Annotated in this window: 22 protein-coding genes and 1 tRNA gene; 15 read left to right on the top strand and 8 right to left on the bottom strand. The window is 63.2% G+C overall.

Annotated elements, in window-relative coordinates; all coding sequences use genetic code 11:
* Positions 1 to 199: 199 nt before the first annotated feature.
* Positions 200 to 276: transfer RNA gene (locus ACR65N_RS05995), tRNA-Met, on the bottom strand.
* A 376-nt stretch (positions 277 to 652) separates the two neighbouring features.
* Here ACR65N_RS05995 and ACR65N_RS05990 point away from each other — a divergent pair.
* A complete protein-coding gene (locus ACR65N_RS05990) occupies positions 653 to 1,855 on the top strand; it encodes a tyrosine-type recombinase/integrase (RefSeq protein WP_440456176.1) in 1,203 nt (400 codons plus the stop codon).
* 118 nt (positions 1,856 to 1,973) lie between these two features.
* Entirely contained in the window at positions 1,974 to 2,189 is a 216-nt protein-coding gene (locus ACR65N_RS05985; RefSeq protein WP_440456175.1) for a helix-turn-helix domain-containing protein, read from the top strand.
* A gap of 3 nt (positions 2,190 to 2,192) precedes the next feature.
* Here the strand turns inward: ACR65N_RS05985 and ACR65N_RS05980 are convergent, their stop codons facing one another.
* The 4 genes from ACR65N_RS05980 to ACR65N_RS05965 form a co-directional block, all read right to left on the bottom strand.
* On the bottom strand, positions 2,193 to 4,433 hold the full coding sequence (locus ACR65N_RS05980) for a GmrSD restriction endonuclease domain-containing protein (protein ID WP_440456174.1): 2,241 nt from the start codon (positions 4,431 to 4,433) through the stop codon (positions 2,193 to 2,195).
* Between the two features lie 109 nt (positions 4,434 to 4,542).
* Positions 4,543 to 5,181, bottom strand: coding sequence for a hypothetical protein (locus ACR65N_RS05975; protein ID WP_440456173.1), 639 nt, complete (start codon positions 5,179 to 5,181; stop codon positions 4,543 to 4,545).
* A 30-nt stretch (positions 5,182 to 5,211) separates the two neighbouring features.
* Entirely contained in the window at positions 5,212 to 5,502 is a 291-nt protein-coding gene (locus tag ACR65N_RS05970; protein WP_440456172.1) for a helix-turn-helix domain-containing protein, read from the bottom strand.
* A complete protein-coding gene (locus ACR65N_RS05965; protein WP_440456171.1) occupies positions 5,502 to 6,248 on the bottom strand; it encodes an ImmA/IrrE family metallo-endopeptidase in 747 nt (248 codons plus the stop codon). The genes ACR65N_RS05970 and ACR65N_RS05965 overlap by 1 nt, the downstream gene beginning before the upstream one ends.
* Positions 6,249 to 6,569: 321 nt before the next feature.
* Here ACR65N_RS05965 and ACR65N_RS05960 point away from each other — a divergent pair, with 321 nt between their 5' ends.
* From ACR65N_RS05960 to ACR65N_RS05910, 11 genes are all read left to right on the top strand, one after another.
* A complete protein-coding gene (locus ACR65N_RS05960) occupies positions 6,570 to 6,827 on the top strand; it encodes a helix-turn-helix transcriptional regulator (protein ID WP_440456170.1) in 258 nt (85 codons plus the stop codon).
* Complete coding sequence (locus ACR65N_RS05955; protein WP_440456169.1) at positions 6,824 to 7,096, top strand: hypothetical protein; 273 nt, start codon at positions 6,824 to 6,826, stop codon at positions 7,094 to 7,096. The genes ACR65N_RS05960 and ACR65N_RS05955 overlap by 4 nt, the downstream gene beginning before the upstream one ends.
* Positions 7,093 to 7,878 carry a hypothetical protein gene (locus ACR65N_RS05950; RefSeq protein ID WP_440456168.1) on the top strand — a complete coding sequence of 262 codons (786 nt, stop codon included), beginning with the start codon at positions 7,093 to 7,095 and terminating at the stop codon, positions 7,876 to 7,878. The genes ACR65N_RS05955 and ACR65N_RS05950 overlap by 4 nt, the downstream gene beginning before the upstream one ends.
* 41 nt (positions 7,879 to 7,919) lie before the next feature.
* On the top strand, positions 7,920 to 8,555 hold the full coding sequence (locus ACR65N_RS05945; protein WP_440456167.1) for a hypothetical protein: 636 nt from the start codon (positions 7,920 to 7,922) through the stop codon (positions 8,553 to 8,555).
* 79 nt (positions 8,556 to 8,634) lie between these two features.
* Positions 8,635 to 10,872: a helicase RepA family protein gene (locus tag ACR65N_RS05940; protein WP_440456166.1), complete on the top strand. Its 2,238-nt coding sequence runs from the start codon at positions 8,635 to 8,637 to the stop codon at positions 10,870 to 10,872.
* A 214-nt stretch (positions 10,873 to 11,086) separates the two neighbouring features.
* The gene (locus tag ACR65N_RS05935) at positions 11,087 to 11,794 is read left to right on the top strand and encodes a hypothetical protein (RefSeq protein ID WP_440456165.1); all 708 of its coding nucleotides are present in this window, start codon (positions 11,087 to 11,089) and stop codon (positions 11,792 to 11,794) included.
* A 14-nt stretch (positions 11,795 to 11,808) separates the two neighbouring features.
* Positions 11,809 to 12,342 carry a hypothetical protein gene (locus ACR65N_RS05930; RefSeq protein ID WP_440456164.1) on the top strand — a complete coding sequence of 178 codons (534 nt, stop codon included), beginning with the start codon at positions 11,809 to 11,811 and terminating at the stop codon, positions 12,340 to 12,342.
* The gene (locus ACR65N_RS05925; RefSeq protein WP_440456163.1) at positions 12,339 to 12,782 is read left to right on the top strand and encodes a DUF6362 family protein; all 444 of its coding nucleotides are present in this window, start codon (positions 12,339 to 12,341) and stop codon (positions 12,780 to 12,782) included. The genes ACR65N_RS05930 and ACR65N_RS05925 overlap by 4 nt, the downstream gene beginning before the upstream one ends.
* A 440-nt stretch (positions 12,783 to 13,222) precedes the next feature.
* On the top strand, positions 13,223 to 13,966 hold the full coding sequence (locus ACR65N_RS05920; RefSeq protein WP_440456162.1) for a ParB/Srx family N-terminal domain-containing protein: 744 nt from the start codon (positions 13,223 to 13,225) through the stop codon (positions 13,964 to 13,966).
* Positions 13,959 to 14,885 (top strand): DNA methyltransferase, encoded by a 927-nt coding sequence (locus tag ACR65N_RS05915; RefSeq protein ID WP_440456161.1) that lies wholly within the window; start codon positions 13,959 to 13,961, stop codon positions 14,883 to 14,885. The genes ACR65N_RS05920 and ACR65N_RS05915 overlap by 8 nt, the downstream gene beginning before the upstream one ends.
* The gene (locus tag ACR65N_RS05910; protein ID WP_440456160.1) at positions 14,882 to 15,592 is read left to right on the top strand and encodes a pyridoxal-phosphate dependent enzyme; all 711 of its coding nucleotides are present in this window, start codon (positions 14,882 to 14,884) and stop codon (positions 15,590 to 15,592) included. Before ACR65N_RS05915 ends, ACR65N_RS05910 begins: the two co-directional genes overlap by 4 nt.
* Positions 15,593 to 15,602: 10 nt before the next feature.
* Here ACR65N_RS05910 and ACR65N_RS05905 read toward each other — a convergent pair whose 3' ends face one another.
* From ACR65N_RS05905 to ACR65N_RS05895, 3 genes are read right to left on the bottom strand one after another with little or no spacing between them, the layout of a single operon-like run.
* On the bottom strand, positions 15,603 to 16,217 hold the full coding sequence (locus ACR65N_RS05905; RefSeq protein ID WP_440456159.1) for a hypothetical protein: 615 nt from the start codon (positions 16,215 to 16,217) through the stop codon (positions 15,603 to 15,605).
* Entirely contained in the window at positions 16,214 to 16,699 is a 486-nt protein-coding gene (locus ACR65N_RS05900; protein ID WP_440456158.1) for a hypothetical protein, read from the bottom strand. Before ACR65N_RS05900 ends, ACR65N_RS05905 begins: the two co-directional genes overlap by 4 nt.
* Positions 16,700 to 16,723: 24 nt before the next feature.
* A complete protein-coding gene (locus ACR65N_RS05895; RefSeq protein ID WP_440456157.1) occupies positions 16,724 to 16,975 on the bottom strand; it encodes a hypothetical protein in 252 nt (83 codons plus the stop codon).
* A gap of 107 nt (positions 16,976 to 17,082) precedes the next feature.
* Here ACR65N_RS05895 and ACR65N_RS05890 point away from each other — a divergent pair, with 107 nt between their 5' ends.
* Both ACR65N_RS05890 and ACR65N_RS05885 read left to right on the top strand, forming a co-directional pair.
* A complete protein-coding gene (locus ACR65N_RS05890; RefSeq protein ID WP_440456156.1) occupies positions 17,083 to 17,655 on the top strand; it encodes an elements of external origin in 573 nt (190 codons plus the stop codon).
* Complete coding sequence (locus tag ACR65N_RS05885; RefSeq protein WP_440456155.1) at positions 17,603 to 19,594, top strand: phage terminase large subunit family protein; 1,992 nt, start codon at positions 17,603 to 17,605, stop codon at positions 19,592 to 19,594. The genes ACR65N_RS05890 and ACR65N_RS05885 overlap by 53 nt, the downstream gene beginning before the upstream one ends.

Below are 19,594 nucleotides of genomic sequence, written 5' to 3'. Positions count from 1 at the left end.
GGTATCGGCAATATCATGGCCTTGATGGATGTGATCGACGTGATGCAGCAGCAGTTCGTAGCCGCTGCCCAGAACGATCTGCTGGCGCGGATTGCATCCGGCGAGATCGACACGGAGCAGAAACGCAAAAAGCTCCTCGAGGCTTATGCCGAGGAGCTTTGGGTTCGGTTTCCCGGATGGGAGAATTTACAAGTGTCGTTGGTTGCGGGGGCAGGATTTGAACCTGCGGCCTTCAGGTTATGAGCCTGACGAGCTACCGGGCTGCTCCACCCCGCGTCAATTGGTGGAGCCTATGTATGCGGCGCGCTCTTCCGCTGCAACCCCTTTCGTAAGATTTTGATCTCATTCAGGATTCGAAGAAGTCCTCACGAATGCTCCGGCTCGGAGCAGGAGGCTCCTCCGCCCTGGAGGAAATCGGCTCAACGCGCATTCGGCGACGGAACAAGACGCGAACCATCGTTCGAAACCGGGAAGCCGCCGGACACAGTGCGGACACGAAATCGCTGCTCCGGGCGAGTGCTCCGCCCCTTCACCATCGCTGCGCTTTTCGCCCGGTTTGCGCCCGTTCCCGCCATTCATCGGGAGACGTGCCGAGAGCATCTTGCTCACCGGTGTCGACCGCGGCTGAGTGCGGCGACGAAGGGGCGAAGATATGAAAGCGCATCTTACCGAACGCAGCGTGAAAGGGCTTCAGCCGAAGCAAAAGAATATCATCATTTATGACGAGGAGGTGGTGGGCTTCGGCGTGCGCATCACCAGCGGCGGCACGCGCGCCTTCATCCTGACCTATCGGATCGAGGCGCGGGAACGCAGGCTCACCATCGGCGCATGGCCGGATTGGTCGGTCACCGCCGCCCGGGAAGAGGCCAAGCGCCTTAAGCGCGAAATCGATCAGGGCCGTGATCCAATGGCCGAACGGGACGAAGCGCGGGGGTCGCCCAACGTGCGTCAACTGATCGACCGCTATCTCGAAGAACACGCCTCCAAGCTTGCGAAGCGGAACCGCGACGATCAGGCGTCGATGCTGCGCAAGCTGGTCGAACCCGCCTGGGGACCGCGCAAGGCGGCGGAGGTCCAGCCTGATGATGTTGATCGGCTGCTGCGCCGGATCGCCGGTGGCACCCCGGGAAAACGAGGCCGCAACCCGACGCCGGTGCGGGCGAACCGCGTCGGCGAGATCCTGCGCAAGATGTTCAACCTTGCGATCCGCTGGCGCATTCGCGCCGACAACCCCGCAGCCGGGTTTGCCCGGAATGCCGAAGCACCCCGGGACCGCTATCTCTCAATCGATGAAATCGGGCGGTTGTCCGCTGCGCTCGATGCCCATCCGAACCGGCGCGCCGCCGATGCGGTGCGCTTGATCCTGCTGACCGGCGCGCGACGCGGAGAAGTGCTCGGCGCGCGCTGGGATCAATTCGATCTCGAAGCCGCCGTCTGGATCAAACCCGCTGCCACCACGAAGCAGCGCCGTCTGCATCGCGCGCCGATCAGCGCTTCGGCCACCGCCCTTCTGCGCACGATCCGTTTGCGCGTGCCCGAAGATTGCGAATGGGTCTTTCCGGGCGATGCCGAAGGCAAGCCACTTCAGGACATCAAGCGGTTCTGGGAAGATGTCCGGACGAAAGCCGAGCTGCCCGGCGTCCGCATCCACGATCTTCGCCACACCTTTGCGTCGCTGCTCGTTTCGGGCGGGATGACGCTACCGATGATCGGCAAGCTCCTCGGCCACACGCAGGTGCAAACCACCCAGCGCTACGCCCACCTGCTCGACGACCCCCTTCGCGCCGGGCTCGAACAGGTTGGTGACATGCTGCGGGCGAAGCCCAGGCTAGTTCAGGACGACGCTGTGGCCTGAACTAGCTTCCCGATCGGGAAATTTTCGCCAATTTCAGGGCCAAAACTCTGAAATCTTCCCGAACGGGAATTTCCGTTCGACAGTTGATCGCCATTCGATCTATCGTCCAGACCGAAAAATGGCGAAGCGAAATCTCACAGCGACCGAAGTCGGCGAGATCGTCCGAATCACCCGCAGGGCACAAAACCTGCGGCAAGATCAGTTGGCCGGCGCGGCCGGAGTTGGCGTGCGCTTCGTCGTGGATCTCGAAGCCGGCAAACCGACTGCGCAGATAGGGAAAACGCTGCAGGTGCTTGCCGCACTTGGCTGCACCATCGAAATTACTCCGCCATAGCTTTCAAGGAGTGCTGGTTCCCAACACCTTATCGAACCAGATGATCGCCGCTTCGCCTTCCTTCCTGGCGACCTCGCTCACCGCGCGACTATGTCGAATGCCATTCCGGAGTTCCGCCAGCTGATCGAACTTTGCGATCAAGGTTTCCTTGTTCAAGAATCGGGGCTCGAACTGGTGCCAAGAAACCTTGCTAGTGATCGTTTCCTGCAATTCGCGCAGATCGAAATACTCCAGCTTAGCTGAGAGGTTCTGGTAGTTATCAGCGTCCAGCGCTGCGTTCTTTTTCACCGCGCGGGCAATTCGCTCGTCGACCTTCTGTGCAACATGCGAAGGAACGGCTGCATTGTCGCCTTTAAGGGCTGCGTCGATGCACTTTCGAATATTGAGCTCAGCGCGCTCGGTCGCAATATCGAGATCGCGGAGTTGAGGCGAGAGATCGAGGCGCTCCTTAATCAACAAATTCTCGATAGCATCTTGGATCGTGCGCTGGCGTTCGGCGATGAAGGCCTCGAAATCGTCCGGCCCGAACGGGTCGCGGAGCAAAATGTCGAAGGCGATCGGCGAAATGAAGTGTGATTCCAGGATCGCGCGAACCGTACCCTCCCCGCTCGCCTTGATGAGTTCGGGAAGATACTGATTTGGTAGCCGTGCACGGATCACGTGACGGTTCGTGTTCTGCGCCAACGGCGTGCGGTTGAGGATCGAGCCGTGGATGCCGTTCTTGAGCTGCTTTTTCCCCCAAGCATCGGGGACTATGTGGTGGTCGTCGAGATCCCCATATTGGGGAACATCACCCGTCATCCAATCTCGCGCGCCCTGAAGCACGAGCAAATTGAAAACGCCATTGTAGACGGATGTTCCACGCTTGGTCTCTTTCCGGAGATCGAGACTGCGAAAACGCCGCGCAAACTCTGCAATTAGAGGCGGCTCGGCGGCATCGTCATCAAACCAAGCCTTTACGTCGAGAAAATCGCGAGCGCTCATTGACTCCACCGAACCAGAATAGCGGTTGGTGAAGACCGAACCCCAATACCAGTGGCGCAGCTTCCGCCGGGCGTCGAGCTGGTGTGTCGGTGGCAACTTCTTGGCCTGCGCGCGCAGGGAGGCAAAGACGGGCAGGATGGAAACATACGGGAGAAACGCGGAGCTAACGACGCCGTATTCCTGCGGGTGCCTTAGCACCTTGAGTGCGCTTTCAAGCGCTTCGACGGAGGCCTTCCAACGAGTTTCGAAATCGGCGATATCAGGGACAAGTATCTCTTTGCGCCGAGTGCCGTCTGGATCACGAACCGGCTTTTGCTGACCTGGCAGCATGAAGTAGAGATACTTCGGCGAGCAATAGCTTTGCCTCAGTATGCTCATCACCTGAAGAATGTAGACGTTCATCTTCTCAGCTTCGAAGTCGTCCAGGCGCGCTTTGGCTTCGCGCCACATCATCTTGAGCTGAAGGCCCTTTGGCTTGAGAAGTGCGTTCACCAGATCGAACACGTCGAGGCGAACCCCACGACTGTTGATCTGAGTGAAGATATCGCAGACCTTGTCTACCTCGAGATCCTTATCGAGCTCGTTGTAGGAAATCTGATACTGACCGGTGATCCCCTGCAGGTGTTCGCCGAAACCCTTCGCATTCTCAACATGGACCTGCGCAGCCTTTGCGGCTTCGTTGTCACCCGCGCTTTCGGCCTCTGACTTCTTGGCCTTCCAGTGGGCCTCGTAGCCCTGAATCCAGTTCGGAAGTTCCCATCCTGTGGCACCGATCACCGAAAGCGGGAAAAGGTGGGTGTCAAACTGCACGGATTTGTCCGCGAGCACCTTGGACCATCGTTTGGTCACACGATCATACCCGAATGCCTCATCGTGTTCGTCAGCCATGAACTTGTCGACATGGACGAAGTAGAAGAAACGGCTGGTGCGATTCTGGAGCGGTTTATCCGGAGAAACGAAAGCGTAGTAGATCGCCGTCAGCCTCTGCTGGCCGTCCAGAACTATATATTCAGGCTTGCCGTTACCCTGATACCCATAGATCGGTTCGCAGGAGAGCGCGGCAAAGTTTTCGGATTTGCCTTTCCATAGAAGCAGGCTGCCGATGTAGTAGTCGAGAAATATCGACCTCATCAGGTCCCTGATGTCCCAAGGCTTCCATTCGAACTCGCGCTGGAAGTCCGGGATTACATAACGACCATCCCGAAGGTAATTGATGAGCGTGTTCAGACTTACGTGATCGGGCTTTTGCGCGTCCTTCATGTATCCCCTCGCCCCGATCAGCAGTGCTTCATGTTCGTCTTTCGAATCCTGAGGTTCGATTCGCTGTCGGCTCTGCTGGACACCATAGTCAACCGTATTCGCTCGGTCATCAGGGCGCGGCAATAAGCTCCTTCCAGATCGCCGACACCTTACGACGAACCGTCCGTTCGTCCGGTGGTGGGAAATCCTCACGGCCAGCGAACCAATCCATCATATCTCGCACGAGCTCGCCCTGGCTGACCGGCATGCCGTGATCGTGCACGCGCCGGGCGATGGCGCCGGCGAAGGCGTCCCAATCGTGCTTAGGCGGCGCGCCCGGCCCGGCTTGGCGCTTCGCAGGACTCGTTGATTTCGTCCCATCGTCGGCACCGCTCGCGTCGAACAATCCCCAGACGCGTTCGCAACGCTGGAACTCCTTCCGCAGGATGATCACGTCGGCGGCAGTGACGGCGATCCCATCGACCGGGCGCGAGATCCATTCCCATTCGGATTTCTTCAAACGGCGGAAGCGTCGGACCAGCGCGGGCTTCCGCGATACGCCGTCGCGGCGGAACAGCGCCACCACATCGGCGCCGTCGATCTCGACGATCCCCGAGGCGATCTGTTTCTCGGCTGTCTCAACCGTCGGCAAGACTGCCGACAGGGAGATCTGACCGTCGATCGCCCAGCCGGCGATGTCGAGTGGCGTGACCTGCCAGCGGATCGCGGTATCGGCAACGGTGAGAAAGGAACGGGGCGGTGCTGGCATCTCGAACACTCGTCTATTTGGTCATGGTTATCATTTGCTGCTAGAGTTCCCGGCGTCCCTGCTACGTCGATAGAGCGTCACCACCGCTTTGATATCGCCCCTGAGGTCAGGCGGCAGGCGGCCGGCTTCGCAAAACAGATCATCGAGCCTCACTTCGAGGATCGCAGCGACGCGCTCCACGAGATCGTCGCGCGGCGGATTTTCCTGTTCCCGCTCGACGCGGCTCCAATAGGCAGACGAAACGCCGAGGCGTTCGGCGAACTCGTTGAGGCCGTAACCCTTAGCGTTGCGGTGAAAGCGGACGGTTTGACCGAAGGCCATCAGCACGTCCTCCCCGCTTCGAAACGGTGGCCGATAAAGCCACCTTTTGCCAGGCGAACAGCCATGAAGGCGGACGTAACGCCGAACGTTTCGGCCAGGTCGTCAACCAGCAGGCCGAGGTTGCCGTCGCCAGGATCGCGATCGACGAAGGGAATGGGCCGCCCGTCTGCCGCTCCTCGCCAACGGCAGGGCAGATCGAGCGCACTGGCGTGCCTTGGGAGCACGCGCGCAAGCCGATCGGCGGGTACGAGGAAGGCGCCCATGAACTCGTCGGCGCGCCATTCCATCCAATCGATCGGCGCCCCGGGCTTGGCGATGGCGGGCGCAATGGAGGTGCGGAATGTCCGCCGGACATTGCCGCCCAGCGCCGCAGGCATGTCGAAGATGGCATGGGCGAACTCGTGCGCCGCAGTAGAGCGGATCACCTCCGGCTGATCTGCCAGCAGGCTGCCGTTCACGCTGATCATCACCGTTTCGGGCAGCTCGGGATCGTTCTCACAAACGCCCAAAACCTCGCGGCCCTCATCGTCATGGATTGGACGATCGAGACCCCATGACAGGACGATCGGTTTGCCGTTGACGACGAGCTGCGCGGTCTTGGCGATCAGGACCGCGATCTCCACTGGTCTCGGCTGAACGCCGAAAAGCCTGGCGCGCAACTCGCCGGCGATCCCGCCCAGCGTGGCAGCGCTCAACCGGTGGGGATCGCCCGCCGCCGTGCTCGGATATGCGATGGTCAGGGCCATCCTTGCCTCCATTCATAACCCAATCGGTCAACAGTCAGTTCTTGATATGTTCTTTTTGCTTCAGAGTCGAGTCGGATTCTCTCGTGTCGGTTTTGCGGGCTGTGAATTGACGGCAAGGACACCGGCTTAACGGAGCGACGGCACTGACTGCGGATCAGCAATTTTGGCCAACCAGCCAGTGTTTCCGTCAGTATTCCGCCCCTCTTTACGCCCTTCCCTTTCTGTTTCGGCCCCGTTTGCGCCCGTTTCAACCCTGCCTGGACGCCATTCTCCATGGTCCCTTGGCGGTCATCGGAACCGCAAGGACACAAGGAAACGGGCATGGACGATCAAGTTAATGGGCAACGAAATCCGATCCCACCGGGCGAACTCATGCAGGGCTGGATGGGCCGCGGCGAAGTCGCCGAAGCCCTGGGGATTTCGCCCACAACGCTGCAACGCTGGCAGACCCGGCGGATCGGGCCGCCCTGCGTGCGGATCGGCCGTCGTGTCTTCTATCGGGCCGATGCCTTCCGCGAATGGATGATCTCCCAGGAACGCGGGCCGGTAGTCTCGAAGCGCACGGGGTCCGCCCGATGATCGCGCCCCTCCTGATCGCCGAACGTCTCGAAGCCCGCGCGCTCGTCGCGAACGCCGTCCGCTCGGCGTTCTATGAGCACTTTGGCGAAAACCCCTCCGCCGATGATCGGCTCTGGCAAATCGATCCGATCGCTCGCCTCGAATTCGTCGGCGATGTCGAACTCAAGCTTGGCGTCGCGTTTCGCGATGAAGATCTCGAATTCCTCGAAACCCCGTCCGATCTGATCGAACGCGGCGCCGAAATCCTGATCCGTGGGGGCGTGCGATGAGCAACCCCTTCGAACGGCATGGCATCGGCCATCTCTCTGCCTCGTCCCTCAATCTCTGGGCGGCCGAGCCCGCGCTCTGGATCATGGAACGCCTGCTCGGGCGGCGTTCGCCTTCCGGCATTCCCGCTGCGCGCGGCAAGGCGGTCGAGGCCGGCGTCAATATCGGCCTGCACGATCCGGCGCTTCCCATTGAGGCCTGCATTTCAGAAGCCGAAAGCGCTTTTGATCGCGAAACCGCGCTCAATCCCGATCCGCGCCGCGACGAGGAACGCAAGAAACTGCCGGGCTATGTGCGCGGCGCGCTGGCCGAACTCCGGCAATATGGGTTGCCTGATGCCGATGGCTATCAGGGCAAGGTCGAAATCCGCCTGGACGATATCGCCGTTCCGGTGATCGGCTTCGTCGATTGGCGCTTCTCGGCCCATGGCCTGATCGTCGATCTCAAGACCACCGAACGATTGCCATCCGCGATCGGCGCAAGCCACGGCCGGCAAGGCGCGGTCTATGCCACCGCCCACGGCAATTTCGGGATGCGCTTCGCCTACGCCAAGCCCGCTCCCGCCAAGGGCGATGGGCGGCAGGTCCAGGTTCTCGAAATGTCAGGCGATGACGTGCGCGCCCATCTGGCGGCGCTCCGGCTGATCGCCCTCTCGCTCGGGCGCTTCCTCGCCCTCTCCCATGACGCCCGCGAGCTCGCGGGTCTCATCGTCCCGGACTTCGACAGTTTCTACTGGTCGGACACATCCGTTCGCGCGGCTGGCCGGGATGTCTTCGGGTTCTGAACCCCCAACCGCTCAAGGCTCAACGCTCAAGGAGACGAACAATGGCACTCAATATCGGCGCTTCCGGCATCATCAGGCCTTACGTCAAATACAACGCCAAGTCGGACAAGTGGTTTATCCGCGCGGAGGGCGGCGGCGATCTGGAAATCGCCCGTCCCACCTTCCTGCTCGATCTCGCCAACATCCGCACTGGCTGGCTGCGCTTTCAGGAAGGCCAGGCGCCGGAACGCCTGATCGATCCGGCGCTTGATCACACCGCTCCGAGCCCCGGCGATGGCTTCAAGCGGGGCTTCGTCGTGATGGCCTTCTCTCCGAAGTTTTTCGGCGGCGCCGTCGAAATGGCTTCTGCTTCAATCCATGTTTCGAATGCGATCCGCGATGTCTATGCGGTGTTCGAGGAACAGGCCGGGCGCACGGAGAACCGCGGCAAGGTGCCGGTGATCGCCTGCACCGGCGCGGACGCCATGAAGGACAAATACGGCACCAACTACCGGCCGAAACTCGAATTGACGAAGTGGGCCGATCGCCCGGCCGAATTCCCGGACGCCTCGGCTGTCGAAGAGAGCGAGGTCTGGAAAGGCAACGCCGCCGCCGCGTCGAAGCCCGCGCCCGTCGCCCATGTGCCGCCGCCAGCCGCAAAGCCTGCGCCGCAGCCGGTTTACGAAACCGACTTCTGACCTTCAGGCGCTCCCGGATCGCCGGGAGCGCCGCCTTTTCTTTTATCCGCCCTGATCCCTTCAACGCGCTGGAGCGCGAATGACGACGCACGCGCTAGAATCCGTGCCCGATCGCACCGCGATGCTCCGCCATGTCGAACTGGTGTTCGGCGGCGGCTTCGATGGCGCGCTCGATGGGCTCGTCGAACTGGCGTGGACCGATCCGACGACCGGCTCGCTTCGCAACGCGCAGCTTTTCGGCACCGATCAGCTCGAAGAACTGGTCGAGCGCGCCGCTGAGCTGAACCGCACCGAGCGCTGCAACGTTTATCTCGGCGCCGCGCTCCGCAAACCCGGCACCGCGCTGGCGAAGCGCACGGCTGATTCCGATTTCTATTCCGCGCCCTTCGCCTGGGCCGATATAGATGATGATTGCGTCGAAGCGGCCATCAAAGCGGCGAAGGCGGCAGGTGTTCCAGCGACCATGACCGTTGTCACCGGTCGCCATCCCCATATGCGCGCGCAATTCTGGTGGCGTCTTGTAGATGCCGAACGGGATGGCGCGGCGATCAAGGCGCTTTGCTCCAGCATCGGCCTCGCGCTCGGTGGCGACAGCACCGTCTCGAACCCCGGCCGCGTGCTGCGACTCGGCGGATCGATTGCCTGGCCGCTCAAGCCGGGCCGCGTTGTCGAAGCTACCGAAGTCCATATCCCCGAAGATGATCGCCCGCCTGCCTATTGGGCGTCGGCGCTCGCGCAAGCCTTCGCCGCGCCGGCTCCTCTCCTCCAAGCTGCTCCGAAATCACCGGAGCAATCTGCTCCGCCGAATGCGCCTTCGTCGGCTGCATCGAAACCACTCGATCTGCCGATCGGCAGCCTGTCGGTCGAGGCGACGCTGGCCGCGATCCAGCGCAACGACCACTGGCACCAGAACGCCGTTCGGCTCGTCGGCAACTGGGTGGCGCGCGGATTGTCAAATGCCGAGATCCTGGCCTTCGCGCCCGCCTTGACGATCGGCAACGCGCCGGATGGGCGAAGCTACACGGTCGACCAGACGTGCCTTCAGCTCAATTCGATGATCACAGGCGCGCGGCGCAAGTGGAACCTGCCGAACCCGGTCGTGACGATCGAGGACAAGCTTCCGCCGCCGCCGATCGAGATCGAATGGGAGGATGGCGCAAGCGCCGCGATGATCCCGCGCCGCCGCTGGCTGGTCGGCTCCTTCGCGATCCGCGGCCATCTGACCGTGCTCGTAGCGCCGCCCGGTGCGGGCAAATCCACGCTCGGCATTGCACTGGCAGTGGCCGGCGTCACGGGTCGCGGCGAGATCGTCGGCGAAACCGTTCACGAGACAATCAAGGCATGGGTCTGGAACAACGAGGACGACCGCAACGAACTGCGCCGCCGCCTCGCTGCGATCATGCAGCAATGGAACGTCGCGCCCGCTGATCTGCGCGGCAAATTCGGGCTCAACTCCGGCTCTGAGCGCCCGCTCGTCATCGCCAAGGCGACCAAGGACGGCGCAGTTGTGCGCCTGCCGGATATCGAAGCCATCATCGAGCGCGTTCAGGCCGAAGGCATCGGCCTCCTCATCGTCGATCCCTTCGTCGAAACCCACGAGGTCGATGAAAACAACAACGCCCAGATCAAGGCCGTCGCGGCCATGTGGCGCGAAGTCGCCCGGCGCGGCGATTGCGCGGTCGTCATCGTCCACCACACCGGCAAGCCGCCGTCGGCGTCGCCCGATGCCTGGACCGGATCGCTGTCGGCCTCGCGCGGTGCGTCGTCGCTCAGCGGTGTCGCGCGGATCATGCGCACGCTGTTCGCCATGCCGCAGAGCGACGCCGACAAGTTCGGCCTCCATGCCGACGAGCGCCGCCTGTGGGTGCGGCTCGATGATGCGAAGGCGAACCTGTCGCTCGCGTCCGGTTCGGCGCGCTGGTTCAAGCGCGTGTCGATCATCATCGCCAATGGCGAGGAAGTCGGCGCGCTCGTGCCCGGCGATCCGAACGAGCGCGCGCCACAAGTGGATCGCGCCGCCGAAATCGAAAGCGCGCTGTTCGAGGCGATCCGAACCGCCTGGAACGCGGGCGCGCCGCTCTCCGAACAACCTCGGGCGAAGGATCGCTATGCGCCCGGGATCGTCGGCAAGGCGCTGCGCGTAGCCCCTGAAACCGTCGCGGATGTGCTGGCCCGCCTGATGGGCGGCGGAGCGATCGAACGGACGCTCTTCGACGCCAAAACCAAAACCTACGGCCTGCGGATCGTCCCTCTGGACGAGCGCGATATGCGCTCCGACCAGCGCCGAAATCATGAACCTGCGGAGGAGTTCGAATGACCGCAAATTGTCGGCGGAGACGCGGCGGAGACATCCGCCAAGTGTTCGATTTCATTGGAGGCGGAAACGTCGCGGAAACGCGGAAACGTCCGGCTAACCTGTTGATTTCAAAGCGGAGACGGAGACGGAGACAGGCCAGTATCCCCTTCGGGGATACCGCGCGGGCGCGCACGCGAGGGCGTGCCGCGCCGCGCTTCCAGCGGAGGGCGCTGGCATGACCGCCGCCCTGAACCCGATACCGTCAGCCGATCTGGCGAAGGCCTCGCTCGATCGTCTCGATGCGGTGGCCTCAGTCATGGAACGCAAATGGGGAATTGATCGCCTCCCGAAGCTTGTCGATGCGGCGCTCGCCGTTCGGTTTCGGTCCCAGGCCGAACGTCTTGACGAGGCGATCCGTTCGAATGTTTCGGCCGCGGTCTCGGCCCAGGCCGAAGCCATGCTGCGGGCCTGGAACGCGCTCGATGCCGCCGCGCTCGCCGCCGGCTGGAAACCGCTCGCTCCCACGATCTGGGAAACCGTGTTGCCCGAAACCGGCGAGGTGATCGCCATCGTGCGCGATTCCGACGAGGCCTTCGCGCTGGCGAAGGAACGCAAGGGCGCGGTCTGGACGCTCGCCGAAGTGGCGATTGCGATCGAAGCCTTCGGCGACACGGTGCGCGCGACGAAAGAGGCCTTCCCCGGCGCCGAGGTCACCGCGGTTCGGCCCGCAGGCACAACCGCCAAACTTGCGATCGGTTCTGCCGCGCCTGTCGTGGCCACAGAACGCGAGACGAAGCCCGCCCGCAAACCGCCTGCCCGCAATCGCCGAAACCGTTCTGTCGGTTTCGCTGGGCTTTACGCGCCGCTGCTCGATTCCCGCCCCGAAACACCATCCACCAAGCCGCCGATCGATTGGGAACGCGGCGACGACATCCCGTTCTAGCTCAGGAGGAACCCATGCTTGCCCTGGCCTTCGAAAACCCTGCCATCCCGCCGGCGCCCGCCGTGACGCCGCCGCCGTCGCGAACGATCCTCGCGCTTGATCTTGGAACCCGAACCGGATGGGCCGTGCTACCGCGCTCGGGCCGGATTGCCTCGGGCGTTACCGAATTCCGTCCCGGCCGCTTCGAAGGCGCGGGCATGGCGTTTCTGCGCTTCGAGAAATTCCTCGCCGATCTCAACCGCGACGCTGGCCCGTTCGACGCCGTCGTGTTCGAGGAAGTCCGCGCCCACGCTGGCACTCTTGCCGCGCAAGTCTATGGCGGTTTCCTTGCCCATCTCACCGCGTGGTGCGAGCGCAAAGCCGCGCCCTATCTCGGCGTGCCCGTGGCCACGATCAAGCGCCACGCCACCGGCAAGGGCAACGCGCCGAAAGAGGACGTGATCCGCGCCATGCGGGCGCAAGGCTTCCTGCCCAAAGACGACAACGAGGCCGATGCTCTGGCGCTTCTCGCCTGGGCCATCGCCAATGAGATCGGAGGCGCGAAATGAGCAAACAGACTTGGAGCAAGCGCCGGTCTGGACCGCTGTCGCCGAACGAGATCGAGGACCGCTTCGAGGAGGCGGCGCGCACACTGCGCCGCCTGCCTGACGACAAGCCGCAGGGCTATTTCAACGTTTGGCCCGCCATCGTGCGAACGACGTGGGAGATCATGGCCATGGAGCGCCAGCCCATGAAGGTCTGGGCGACGCCGCAATCCATCGACCGCATGGACGAATGCTTCGCCTGGCTGTTCTGGCTCGAACCCGACGAGGCGCGCGTCGTGTGGCTGCGCGCCGAGGGCATGCGGTGGAAGCCGATCTGCCGGAGGCTCGGCGTGAGCAGGGCGACAGCATGGCGCTGGTGGGCAACCGCGCTGATCAAGATCAGCCATCGCCTCAAGGCCGACGACAAGCCGCGCACGTCGAAGCCAAGGAAACAGGCGTCATGAAACGCCCCTCCTCGCGCGCGCGTAGGGACGACTTGAACGCGCATTCGACGACGTGGGGGCGGCTTTCACCAGCGCTGAACAGGCGCGTATTGACGCCAGTTCGTCGAACTTCGAGCGAGACAAATTCAGCGGTTTTCGCGATATTTGTTGGCATGATCGCGAGAGGTGCAGGCATCGACACCACGATCCCGAGCGCACTCGCATTCGAATGCTTATCCCAGAGCCTGCCCTCGGGCTTGACCCGTGGGACAACGCGCATTCGACGCGCACACGCGGCGCGAAACCGCCGATCCCCGCCCCTTCTAGGTTCTTCCCGGCCCTCAACGTATGCGGGCGGCGGCAGCGCGTTCCTTTGCTAGCGGCAGGTTCGCGAACCGGGTTCGCACCCCGCCCTTGAGGTTCGCGGGTTCGCGCCCCGGTTCGCATCAAACGGAGACACAATGCTCGCCATCGAGACCCGCCCTATTGCGCGGCTGATCCCCTATGTCCGCAACGCGCGGACGCATTCGGGCGATCAGATTGCGCAGATTGCGGGGTCGATTGCCGAGTTCGGATTCGTGAACCCGGTGCTGATCGGCGCCGACGATGTGATCATCGCCGGCCACGGGCGCGTTCTCGCCGCTGAGAAGCTCGGTCTCGCCGAGGTTCCGGTCATCGTGCTTTCGCATCTTTCGGAATCGCAGCGCCGGGCGCTGGTGATCGCCGACAACCGGATCGCGGAGAATGCCGGCTGGGACGATGCAATGCTCAAGGCTGAAATCGCGGCCTTGCACGAAGACGCCTTCGACCTCGATCTTCTGGGCTTTGCCGAAGAGGAACTCGGCCGGTTGCTCGATGGCCTCGACGCCGATACCGGCGATGATGGTGCCGCAGGCGCGGAGCAATCTTCCGATGCCTCGACCGAAACACAACGCGCGACCCTTGCCGGGCGCTTCGGCATTCCGCCCTTCTCGGTTCTCGATGCCCGCAAGGGCTGGTGGCAGGATCGCAAGCGCGCCTGGATCGATCTCGGCATCCGCTCCGAACTCGGGCGCGGCGAAGGCGCGACTTATGGCGTCGCCGACGGCGTAACCGAGCCCGGTCTCAATCACTATCGCAACCGGAACAGCGCGGCGCCCGGCGGCTCACCCCGCCCACTGGGTCGCGGCTGGACCGGAAAAAAGGACAAACCCGCCCATGGCTAAGGGTCTCGCCCGCACGTTCGGCCAGGATCTGATGCGGGGCGAGCATGAGGTCGGCGCGACCACCAACGGCGGTGTGCTGATGCCCTCGCATACATCGGGCGATCCCGGCTTTTATGCGAAGAAGCGGGCTCGCGAGGCCGAGATCGGCCGCGAGCTGACGACGGAAGAATTCCTCGCGGAACACTACGAGGCGTCCGATGCGCCGACCGCCTCCGGCACGTCGATCTTCGATCCGGTCCTGTGTGAAATCGCATATCGCTGGTTCTGCCCGCAAGGCGGAACCGTGCTCGATCCTTTCGCGGGCGGCTCGGTGCGCGGCATCGTCGCCTCGCGCCTGGGGCGTCGCTACGTCGGGATCGAACTTCGGCCCGAGCAGGTTGAAGCGAACCACGCACAGGGTGCAATCGCCGCCGAACCGTTGCCGGAATGGCGCGTCGGCGATGCGCGCGATCTTGGCGCTATTGCAGCGGATGTCGCGGCGGACCTGATCTTCTCCTGCCCGCCCTATTGGAACCTCGAACGCTATTCCGACGATCCCGCCGATCTTTCTACGATGGATGAGGCGTCATTTTTCGAAGCGCAGGCCGCGATCATTGCCGCCGCCGTCGCCCGATTGAAGGACGATCGCTTCGCGGTCTGGGTTGTCGGCGATGTGCGCGATGATCGCGGTTTCTACGTCAACCTGCCAGGCCGAACGGTCGAAGCCTTCGAGGCGGCTGGCGCCCGCTTCTACAACGAGGCGATCCTCGTGACGGCCGTCGGGTCGCTGCCGATCCGCACCGGCCGACAGTTCACCGCCGCGCGCAAACTCGGCCGCACCCATCAAAGCGTTTTGGTCTTTGTCAAAGGCGATCCCCGGCGCGCAACTGAAGCCTGCGGCGAGGTCGAATTTGGAGAGATCGAGGAAGTGCAGCCATGACGGCACCAATCGTTCGAGAGCATAGCGCCGTCTGGGTCGTCCGCGACGATCTCTTCCCGGGCGGCACGAAAGCGCGGTTCATGCCGGTGCTGTTTGAAGGCGCGGAGGAAGCCGTCTACGCCAGCCCCGCTGAGGGCGGCGCGCAAACCGCGCTCGCGACCGTCGCGAAGGATCTCGGCAAGCGCGCGACGATCTTTGTCGCAGCCCGCGCGAAGCTCCATTCGCGAACGCTGGAAGCGGCAAGACTCGGCGCGAAGGTAGTGCCGGTTCGGCCAGGCCATCTCTCAGTCGTGCAAGCCCGCGCCAAGGACTATGCGAAAGCGAGCGGCGCGCGGCTGGTTCCATTCGGCGTCGATCTACCCGAAGCCATCACGCGCCTTGCAAACGCCGCGCTGGCGACCGGGCTTGATCCCGATGAAGTCTGGTGTGCGGCTGGCTCCGGCGTGCTCGCACGGGCGCTTGCTCAGGCGTGGCCTCGTGCCCGCCGCCATGTCGTTCAGGTCGGGCGAGAACTTCAGCCGCTTGATGTGGCGAACGCCACGATCCACATCTATCCGCGCCCATTCTCCGATGTCGCCAAAGCGATGTCACCGTTTCCGTCCGATCCGCACTATGACGCGAAGGCGTGGGAGACGATGACGGCCCGGATGGGTCCGGGCCGCATCGTGTTCTGGAATGTCGCTGGGCCTGCAAGAGGCTTCTTTTAACCGGCGCTGACTACAAACCGAGCAGCTTCATGTCGGTCGAGTAGTTGTCGTACGCCGTCCACCCTAATAGCTTTGTCACTTGCCTCGCCCGGCTCTGGCCAACGTGCTGGCTCAACGAAAATTCTTGACCAAAGGACGCCTCCAGATCGGAGAATACTGTTGTTACAGCCTGCCGAAAATTTCCTTCCTCATAATGGATCGCTTGGTTTCGCGCCTGCCAGACAACTTCCTTCAGGCTTGTGTTGGCCAACATCCGACCATTCGGGCATGCGTTCAAACTACCATGCACAAGAGAGATACCTTGCTTTGCCAGTTGAAGCAGCGCACCACAGAGCGCCTGAAGCGCAACTTGTCGAGCACCAATAGACGCTTGCAGCGAAGCAATCTCCGTTCTTAGCGAATTTGCTTCGTTATGCGCCTCGGCCATCCTTCGAAAAGCGCTCATAACGTGTGCATCGGAAAAATCGTCATTCAGATCACTGGTACTAAAATCCCAATGATTGGCCTTATACTTTGCTTCAGCGGATACGAGTTTCGGCTGTAGCGAGGTTAACGCATTGTCTTCGGCCATTGCCAATTCAATCAAATTTCGAGCAGCATACTCAGTATCATCGCAATAACTCATATGACGGCCTCCCCATCAGCCCGATTTAGAGCCGCACCTTCAAGCTTAGTTTCTAGCGCAATAATACAGAGCGTACGATAACGCGCCATGGCTTTCGGGCTCGTTGAAACCGGATTGATCTCGATGGCCTTGAGGCCTTCGACATCCCCCGCTTCGGCGAGCGTCACAAGCTTGGCGAGCTTCGCACGAAACCGCGCGTGGGTTGGCTTCGAGAAATCCGGCGCTGCCGGAAGCGCGCCCGCCTGCGCCTGCTCGATAATCGCCTTGCGCTTGCCCGGCTTCGGGCTGGTTGGCGATGTTGCCTGCTCGGGCTCAGTGATCTGGCTCGGCGGCTGGCCATCGGTGTCGGTCGCCATTGCCCGCCAGCCGAACCGGCCATCGGGCGTCTTGAACACTTCGAACTCGCCGGGCTTCAGCCCGGTGCGCTGCGCACCCCGCTGGGCGTTGAACTTCTTGTCGTAGGTCGTGGTTTCCGTGGTCATGGTCGTGCTCCGTCAGGATTGGGTTCAGTTCGAGGCGACAAGCGCCGAGCGGCCTTCGGCGGTGACGCCGTAGATAAGCGGGAGGCGCTTGCCGAACGGGGTCGGGTTCTCGGCGACGAGGCGCATCGCCTCGATCCGCGCATCTTCAAGGGTCGGCGCGCTCGCCCGGGCGTAGCGTCCGGTTCCAAGGAACAGGGCAACGTCGTAGCGAATGGCGTTGGCGAGAACCGCAGCGTTGGCGGCGTCGGCGGGATGAACTTTGCGGCGGCTTTTCATGAGCGATCTCCGTGGGTTAGGGCGGGTCGCAGACAGCCTCGACACACAAATCGGAGCAACTCCTAAGTCGCTCTAATCGCTCACTATTTTCGATTGGGAGCGCAGCCATGGGTCTGTCGCGAAGGGCCTATGCGCGCCATCGCGGCGTCTCCGACATGGCGGTTCGAAAGGCCATCGCCTCGGGCCGGATCACTGTTGAGGACGACGGCACGATCGATCCCGAGAAGTCGGATCGCGCCTGGGGATCGAGCTCTGATCCCGCGCAGGTTCGCCCCGTGGCGAAATCGCCGCCGCCACCGCGCGGCACGCCCCGTCCGGTGCCGATGGCGGCAGTCGAAGCCGTCCGTGAAACCTTGCGCGAAAGCGGCGAGCCCGCGCCCGCCGCAGGCAACATGACGTTCGTCCAGGCGCGCACCGCCAATGAGGTGATCAAGGCGCAGGAGCGCCGCATCCGCCTTGGCAAGCTCAAGGGCGATCTCGTCGATCGCTCGCGCGCGGTCTCAACGGTCTTTGCGCTCGCCAGGCGCGAACGCGACGCCTGGGTGCAATGGCCGGCGCGCGCCGCCGCCCTGATCGCCGCCGAACTGCAAATCGATCCTCACCGCTGCGAGCAGGTTCTCGAAGCCCATGTCCGACGCCATCTCGAAGAACTCAGCCAAATCGGCATCGAGCTTCGATGAGGGCTTCGACGGACGCGCGGAGATCATCACTGCCTGGAGCCGTGGCCTTGCGCCCGATCCGGCGCTGACGGTTTCGGCCTGGGCGGATCGCTATCGCTTTCTGTCCTCGCGCGCCTCATCCGAGGCGGGCCGCTATCGCACCGACCGGACGCCCTATATGCGCGGCGTCATGGATGCGCTCTCGCCCGGCAGTTCGGCCCGGCGGATCGTGTTCATGAAAGCGGCGCAGGTTGGCGCGACCGAGGCCGGTAACAACTGGATCGGCTATTGCATCCATCAGGCGCCGGGACCGTTCCTCGGCGTCCAGCCGACGACCGATCTCGCCAAGCGCCTGTCACAACAGCGCATCGAGCCGCTGATCGACGAAAGCCCGGAACTTCGGGCGCTGATCCTGCCGTCGCGCTCGCGCGATAGCGGCAACACGGTGCTCGCCAAGAAATTCGCAGGCGGGCAGCTCGTGCTGACCGGCGCCAATTCCGCCGTCGGTCTGCGGTCGATGCCCGCACGTTACGTCTTCCTCGACGAGGTGGACGCCTATGAGGGCGATGTGGATGGCGAAGGCGATCCAGTCGCGCTCGCCATCGCCCGCACGCGCACCTTCGGCCACCGCGCCAAGGTGTTTCTGGTTTCGACGCCGACGATAAAGGGCCTTTCGCGGATCGAACGCGAATTCGAGGCAAGCGATCAGCGCCGCTTCTTCGTGCCGTGCCCGCATTGCGGGATGCTGCAATGGCTCAAGTTCGAGCGTTTGAAGTGGACCAGCGGCGAACCGGCCAGCGCCGCCTATCACTGCGAAGGCTGCGATCAGCCGATCGCGGAACACCACAAGACCGCGATGTTGTCGGCGGGCGAATGGCGCGCAACCGCCACTCCGGCCGATCCGCATTGCGTCGGCTTTCATATCTCAGGGCTCTATTCGCCGGTCGGCTGGCTCGGCTGGGCCGATATCGCCCGCGAATGGGAAGCGGCCCAGGGTGATGATGCGGCGCTCAAGGCCGCAAAGAACACGCTGCTCGGCGAGACGTGGCAGGAACGCGGCGAAGCGCCGGATTGGCAGCGCCTCTACGAGCGGCGGGAAGATTTCGCGCCGCTGGTGCCGGGATGCGGCCTGATCCTCACGGCAGGCGCCGACGTTCAGCACGACCGGATCGAGGTCGATATCTGGGCGTGGGGCCGACGGCTCACCAGCGCGCTCGTCGAACACATCGTGCTCGAAGGCGACACTTCCCGCGAGGAAGTTTGGGGGAAGCTAACCGCGTTGCTTGGCCAGACCTGGCGCCATGAGAACGGCGCACGGATGCGGATCGCACGGCTTGCGATCGACTCGGGCGATGGGCGCAACACCGCCGCCGTCTATGGCTGGGTGCGGCGCGTTGGCGTCGGCCAGGCGCTCGCGATTAAGGGTGTCGATGGCTTTGACCGATCAACCCCGGTCGATGGCCCGACCTATGTCGATGTCAACGAGCACGGCCGCACGATCCGGCGCGGCGTGAAGCTCTGGAAGGTGTCGGTCGCCGTCTTCAAATCGGAGACCTATCGCTTCCTGCGGCTTGACCGCCCGACCGACGAAGAACTGGCCGCAGGTACGCCATTTCCGGACGGTTTCGTGCATCTGCCGAAAAGCGTCACCGCCGAATGGGTAAAGCAGCTTGTCGCCGAGCAGCTGGTGACAGTGCGCGACCGGCGCGGCTTCTCAAAACTCGAATGGCGGCAGATGCGCGAGCGCAACGAGGCGCTGGATTGCCGGGTCTATGCCCGCGCCGCCGCGTGGCTGCTCGGGATCGACCGGTTCGACGACGCCAAGTTCGAAGCGCTCGAAGAAGGGCTTCGGGTCGCAGCCGAGGACGAAGCGCGGCCCGTCGATCAGCGCGGCCTCACGCCCACGACCGCGCCCGTGCGCCGCTCCGACTGGCTCGGACGGCGCGACAAATGGTTCTAA

It is taken from the genome of Rhizobium sp. SAFR-030 (assembly GCF_059415005.1).
Note: the sequence above shows the minus strand (reverse complement) of the source record. Positions and strands in the feature narration are given on the sequence as shown.